The organism is Helicobacter suis (assembly GCF_902196135.1).
Taxonomy (GTDB): Bacteria; Campylobacterota; Campylobacteria; order Campylobacterales; family Helicobacteraceae; genus Helicobacter; species Helicobacter suis_A.
The window spans coordinates 64,272-70,996 of sequence record NZ_CABIKE010000011.1 but is presented as its reverse complement, the minus strand read 5'-3'; the positions used below and the strand labels follow the sequence as shown (position 1 = coordinate 70,996).

7 protein-coding genes are annotated in these 6,725 nt (G+C 39.2%); 5 read left to right on the top strand and 2 right to left on the bottom strand.

Going from position 1 to position 6,725, the window contains the following annotated elements:
* The 5 genes from G6Q06_RS06920 to G6Q06_RS06900 form a co-directional block, all read left to right on the top strand.
* The coding region (locus G6Q06_RS06920) for a DEAD/DEAH box helicase family protein (RefSeq protein ID WP_163566131.1) at positions 1-2,262 on the top strand (2,262 nt) is incomplete at its 5' end.
* Positions 2,249-3,808, top strand: coding sequence for a site-specific DNA-methyltransferase (locus tag G6Q06_RS06915; RefSeq protein WP_240329314.1), 1,560 nt, complete (start codon positions 2,249-2,251; stop codon positions 3,806-3,808). The genes G6Q06_RS06920 and G6Q06_RS06915, both read left to right, overlap by 14 nt.
* 242 nt (positions 3,809-4,050) lie before the next feature.
* Positions 4,051-4,386 carry a histidine triad nucleotide-binding protein gene (locus G6Q06_RS06910; protein ID WP_163564042.1) on the top strand — a complete coding sequence of 112 codons (336 nt, stop codon included), beginning with the start codon at positions 4,051-4,053 and terminating at the stop codon, positions 4,384-4,386.
* Positions 4,368-5,732, top strand: a complete 1,365-nt coding sequence (locus tag G6Q06_RS06905; protein WP_163566130.1) for an aminotransferase class V-fold PLP-dependent enzyme — start codon at positions 4,368-4,370, stop codon at positions 5,730-5,732. Before G6Q06_RS06910 ends, G6Q06_RS06905 begins: the two co-directional genes overlap by 19 nt.
* 1 nt (position 5,733) lies before the next feature.
* Positions 5,734-6,252 (top strand): DUF3972 domain-containing protein, encoded by a 519-nt coding sequence (locus G6Q06_RS06900; protein WP_163533553.1) that lies wholly within the window; start codon positions 5,734-5,736, stop codon positions 6,250-6,252.
* Here the strand turns inward: G6Q06_RS06900 and G6Q06_RS06895 are convergent, their stop codons facing one another.
* Positions 6,253-6,483 (bottom strand): hypothetical protein, encoded by a 231-nt coding sequence (locus G6Q06_RS06895; protein WP_163533465.1) that lies wholly within the window; start codon positions 6,481-6,483, stop codon positions 6,253-6,255.
* Entirely contained in the window at positions 6,476-6,706 is a 231-nt protein-coding gene (gene zapB, locus G6Q06_RS06890) for a cell division protein ZapB (RefSeq protein ID WP_163533464.1), read from the bottom strand. Before zapB ends, G6Q06_RS06895 begins: the two co-directional genes overlap by 8 nt.
* Between the last annotated feature and the right edge of the window lie 19 nt (positions 6,707-6,725).

Below are 6,725 nucleotides of genomic sequence, written 5' to 3'. Positions count from 1 at the left end.
AAAAAAAAAAAACCCCCCCCCCCCCCCCCCCCCCCCCCCGAGAAAGTTGATCACACAGAATTTATAAAAACAGATAGGGTCGTAGAATTTAAGGCCCCCACAGGCTCGGGCAAAACGCTCATGGCTAGTCAGTTTATTAGCAAGTTAATCGCCAATTTTATAGAATCTCAATTTATTTTCATCATCGCCACGCTCTCTAGCGCAGAGTTACCAGAAGCGTTTGAGAGAAAGATCAAAGATTATAGGGATCAAGGTATCCTAGAAACTACTAATTTTGAAGTAGAATATTACGCATCCCCCTCATCTTCTAAGAATAGCAAACAATGTGAAGATGTGCCCCCTATTAAATGTGAGAAAAATAAAGTCTATATTTTTGGCAAGTCTAGCTTTGGTAGGAAAAAACTTTACACAGAGTTAAATATTATTGATGCCTTTATCCAAGAAGCGGCAAGAGACTATACCCTTATTTATATCCGAGATGAAGCGCACGTGGGTACAAGTACATTCCAAAAAGAGCGCGCCAATTTTGAAGACCTCATGGACAAACATGCCGCCTTTATTTTAAAAATGACTGCTACTTTTGATAAGGAACATAAATACCCTAGAGTAGAAATTACAGAAAAGGAACTTGAAGAAAACGGAGCACAAACCGGGCAATATTTACTCAAGTGTACATCTGAAGTTTTAGAGAATGAAACCTATAACGATTCTAGTCTTATTAATCAAGCAATAGAGAAATTTAAAGAGATCAAAGCACATTACCAAAAATTATGGGAGGAAAAAGAAGTATGGATTGCCCCTGCTATGTTAATCCAAGTAGATAACCAGCCCGATCAAAAGAGTAATCCTGATGCATGGATAAAATGGGATAAAACACTTCAAGAACTCAAAGATAAGTTTGAACAAGTCAATTGGTCATGGGTACAATATTTTGGAGATGAAATAGATTACAACCGTAAGGACAATGATTTGCCCAAAAGTGTATTGTTATCCAAAATCTCTAAGATCAACGACACCACAGATTGTATTATCTTTAAAGTGGGGCCTGCTACAGGGTGGGATATTCCACGCGCGTGCATGCTCTTGCGTCTGAGAAATGTGTGTTCTTCTAAATTAAGTATCCAAGCACTAGGGCGTGTTAAGCGCAACCCTTACCCTCAATTAGAAAAGCATGAAATAACAGACAAGTATTATCTTTATGAAAACTTCAAAACTCCCAAGGATTACACCGTATATAGCTACAAGATCAGAGATTCTTTTAAAGGCTTTAAAGTGCTAAGAATCGCCTTAGAACTCACCCTACAACATAACCTACAACATGAGGAAAACCAAACAGAGAAAAAGAGAATTAAACAGTTCATCAAAAACTACAAGCAACAGATCTACGATCAAAGTCAAACTTGTTTTGAGCAAGGTATCTACCGCCTTAAGCATAAGAAATTTGAAATTTTAAACACCTTTGAACTCTTGCGCCGCGCCTGCATACTCAAAAGGAATCTCGATACGCCGCAAGAAAAGATTTTAAAGGAAATCTTAAAGAAGCTTAGTAATGCCTACCCTAACACCCCTTGTCTACGCCTTGAAATGATCTTACTAGAGTTTTACATCTATAAAATCTATGATATTTACAATGCTTCTATACAAAATCAAAAAACCTACACCCCACATTTAGAAACCTACCAACCCACAGAGATTATTGAAGAAAAAAGTCAAGAGCCCAAAACCTGTAATTTTGATCCAGATCATTATCTAGTAGAAATTAAAAGAGATGGAAAGAAGATCGAAGAAGTCCCCCTAGATTCTACACCCGAGCAAAAAATTTGTGCAGAACTGGACAGATTTGTTCTGAAAAATGAACAAGATATTAAAGTGTGGTTTAAGAACTCTTCTAAGAGCAATGCCTACATTGAGTACTTAGATGATAATGGTAACAAGCATACTAGCCATCCAGACTTTGTAATGCAATTTAAAAATGGTTATTTTGTCTATATTGAAATAAAGAGCGGCAATGATATTAACCCAACCAAAACCGCCCTATTAGAAAAAGCCTATCAAGAGTATTTCACACAAGACAACCCAACACGCGTAACTACTGCTCTTGTGCTTTGTATCTACAAATATGAAGAGGAAAATCCTGAACTCTTGCGCTTTTATGATGAGAGTAATGTCTATTTAAACCCCATCAAAAAGACGGGCACAGAACTTAAAAGCATGTTAGAAGTCATCAAAAAAGCCCCTAGGATACCCCATGAAACCTACTAAACTTCAAGAATATACAGAGAAGATAAAAGAGATTCTAGATACCAGTTTTAATGCCGATCAAAAGCAATTAGCCCTAGAAATTTTAGAGAAAGCTAACCCCCACAATCTAGAGGCAATTTTTAGCCTATTAACTAAGCGTATAGATGTGGGCTTTGTCTTTGATATTGCTCCAGAAATCCAACATGATGCTATTTGTCTACTAAAACACGATACAGATTTAAGCTTTACCCCAGCCCTTTGCACACAAACCCATGCCATGATCTTTGGGGAAAACTACGATGCGTTAAAAAATCTCTTGGTGCTTTATCGCGGGTGTGTGGATTGTATTTACATTGATCCGCCCTATAACACAGAGAGCACTAAACAAGATGGCAATGATTATAAGAGCAAAGAGAATACAAGCGGGAAGTTTGGCTACCGCGATAAATTTATGCGCACCGGGTGGCTTAACATGCTAAATGAACGGCTAAAACTAGCTAAAGACTTGTTAAGCCCTAAGGGTGTGATCTTTATTAGCATTGATGATAGCGAACAGGCGTATTTAAAGGTGCTGTGTGATGAAATCTTTGGGGAGGGGAATTTTGTGGGCGATTTTATTAGAAAAACCAAGAGTACAACCAACGATGCCAAGATTGGCGTGAACTATCAACATGAGTTTTTACTGTGTTATGCCAAAAATAAAATATCTGTAAATCTTAGAGGTGGGCAAAAAGATTTAAGCCATTACACCAACCCTGATAACGATCCTAACGGGGCGTGGGCTGCGGATAATCCTAGCGCTAAAAGTGGTAACCCCAAAACGGGCTACTTTGGCGTTACAAACCCCTACACGGGCAAAGTGGATTATCCTCCAACGGGCATGTTTTGGCGTTTCTCTGAAAAAACTCTACAAAAACATATTGAAAGCGGGCGTATTTGCTTTAAAAAAGAACATGCCCCTCATGAGCGGGGGTTTATCTACAAACGCTATTTAAGCGATCTTAAAAGCACGCAAAAAACCTTTGATAGTTTGGCATTTGTAGACAATGCCTACATGAATCAAGCGGCTACTAAAGAATTGCTAGATTTAGGCATGGCTGAGAACTTTAACTACCCTAAAAGCACGGCGTTTATCCAAAAAATCTTATTACATGCCACTTCCCCTAACTCTTTAATCCTAGACTTTTATGCCGGGAGCGGGACAACAGGGCAGGCGGTAATGGAGCTAAATAGAGAGGATGGGGGCAACCGGCGCTGTATTTTAGTAACGAGCAATGAAAACAACATCGCTAAAGGGGTGATGTATGAGAGGATTTATCGCATCTGTCATGGGGTGGGGACAAAGAATGAGACTTTTGAGTGGACTAAAAAAAATGTGCCTTTTAAAGATCAAGGGTGGGAGGTGTTTAAGATGGATAGACATTCTCTAAAAATAGATGATCAACAAAAAGCAGAGAATTTAGCCAAACAGGCAGAGAAGAGTTTTAAAGTCCTCAGACCCGGGTTTACTTTTGAAAGTGATTTTGATCTTTACCATAGTCTTTCAAGTCTCAAACCCTATAAATAGGATAATTTGATGTACAACTAGAACAATTCCTATCAAGGTGATATAACCCTTATCTCACTTCCTCTTGATTGTGTTTTGTTATAGGGTTTTTAGTCTAACTCTTAATAATAGCGCTTATAGCCGCTAAATGTTTCTAGCACCAACACCACTTAAGCCTAAAATGACTTTTTTAAAAATCTAGTCTTTAGCAAATCTGTTAGATTCAGCTATAATACAGGGCAAATTACAAAAGGGTAGTTCTTGTGAAAAATGTATTTGAAAAGATCGTTGATGGGGAAATTCCTTGTAAAAAAGTGCTAGAAAATGAGGCTTTTTTAGCTTTTGAGGATATTAATCCTAAAGCGCCTATCCATGTGTTAGTCATTCCTAAGGTGGGCGTGAAAGATTTTAATGCCATTACCCCAGAGCTAATAACAGGCATGGGCGCATTTATCCTAGAAGTGGTGGAGGTTTTAGGCATTAAGCAAAGTGGTTATCGCCTCATTACTAATACTGGCACAGATGGAGGGCAAGAAGTCCCCCACTTGCATTTCCACATTTTAGGGGGCACTAAGCTTACATGGCCCAAACTCTTTTAGGTAAGCAAGAGCAGTTTTTAGAAAGTGTATTTGCACCTCTCCTGCAAGATACTTCCAAAGAAGAACAACTAAACCAGATTCGTAAAAGTGTGGTACTCAAAAAGGGCGTGTATTACTTTGACTGGACAGCCTCAGGGTTAGCCAGTACTCTTATTGAAAAACGGGTGGCTAAACTTTTGCCCTTTTATGCTAATGCCCACTCTGGTATGTCCAAACATGCCCACTTAATGGAGTTAGTTTATCTTAGATGTAAAGAAAACATTTTAAAAGCTCTAGGCTTGGGGGAGGATTTTATCATTCTAACAGCTGGGTTTGGAGCTAGCCATGCAATTAAGCGCTTACAAGAAATTCTAGGGATATATTTACCTCCAAAGAGCCGTCAGAGGCTTAACTTAAAAGGAGTCTCTTTGCCTCAAGTTGTCATTGGTCCTTATGAGCACCATTCTAATGAAATAAGCTGGCGTGAAGGGCTTTGCCATGTGTTGCGTCTAGATTTAAATGAACATGGCTTATTTTGCTTAGAACATTTAGAACGGGCTTTAAAAGAGCACCAAGAAGCACCACAAATTATTGTTTCTATAGGGGTGGCCTCCAATGTAACAGGGCTAGTAGTCCCTTATTTAGACATTGCTAGACTTTGTCAAAAATACAAGGCCATTTTAGCTTTTGATTTAGCCGCCTTTATCTCGCATGATAATTTATACACAACAGATTTTAGCGCGTGTTGTATCGCTACACATAAACTTTTAGGAGGGGTGGGGAGTTGTGGGATTTTAGGCATTAAGCGCGATCTAGTAGATACAAGTTTAGCGCCTAGTTTTAGCGGGGGGGGTGTTGTTTGCTATGTGAGTCGCAGTACGCATGAATACATTAAAGAAGTTGCGCTAAGAGAGGAGGTAGGCACTTATGGGCTAATCCAGCTTTTAAGAGCTACATTAGCTTTACAACTGCGCAATGAATTAGGTGCTAATTATATTAGACGACGCGAGAGCATGCTCACCCAAGTTTTCATGCACGCTCTTAAAGAAATCCCCGCACTGAGCATTTATGGGTCTTTGCTTGCTAAACGGGTGGGGAATGTGGCTTTTAATGCTAGCGGAGTATCTTGTTATGATTTAGCGCCCCTTTTAAGTTATACATTTGGGATAGAAACGCGGGCGGGGTGTAGCTGTGCTGGGCCTTATGGCCATGATTTGCTAGGATTGCAGGATAGTAATTATATTTTAAGTAGAGAGAAACAGCCCGGCTGGTTACGGGTGAGTTTACACTACACCCATAGTTTAGAAGACATTGATTATTTAGTAGACAGACTCCAAAAAGCCATTAAGACATTGCGTGGAGGTTGATGTGGATACAACACAAAAAGAAACTTGGGTTACGCTAGATGAATTTTTAGATATTTCTAAACTGCCTAAAGATCGAGTGTTGGCCTTGATTCAAGATCAAAGCATTGTGAGTAAACACGATGAGGAGCAAATTTGGGTGGATTTACAGAGTGCTACGCAAGTGTTAGCCAAAAAGGCAGTGCATAAAAATACTTTAGTGGCCACTAAAGCCGGCTATCCAGCCTTAGTAGAGAACATGCAACAAGTAGATCCGGTATTTGTAGAAAAGACGATTAATACGATTTTAGGACTCCATGATAAGGTGGTGAGTGCTAAAGATGAGGCCATTTCTGCCTATAAAAATGAAAATGTGTTTTTAAAAGATGCGGTGATCTCTATGCAAGAGGTTTATGAGGAGGATAAAAGAACGATTGAAGTTTTACAAGAGGAATTAAGCAAAGTACGCGAGGAGGTGGAATTTATGAAACGCAAGTACCGCCTAATGTGGGGCAAAGTTACAGACATGGGGAATTTAAAATAGTTAGGGGATTTTATTAAGTAGTTGGCCGATTTTGGCGTTTAAATCTGCAATTTCTTGGATTTTATTAAGGTGGATTTTAAAAAGTTCGATAGGCTCAATTTCTTTTTTATGAAAGCTCTCCTTGATTTCTTCGCGTGTATCTAAGCTGAAGCGTTCATTAAGCGTGATCTTATAACGCCTACCCCCGATACTCACCTCAATCATGTCAACGGCGGGTTTTTGGTTATCCATTTTCTAAAACTTTGTGGATTCTGTCATAAATTTCTTGTAACCGGTTATCTTTTGCGGCAATCTCATCATAAAGCGTATCAAGCTGGCGTCCTTTTTCCTCATTTTGCGTGGCAAGTGTCGCGTTTTTGAGTTGCAGTTCCTTATTTTCTTCCTCTAAAAGCGCAAGCCTGATAAGGAGATCTTCAATCTTTTCATGGAGCTTGTCTAAAATCTCTGCCCCCATATCCGCCCTTTTAAACTAG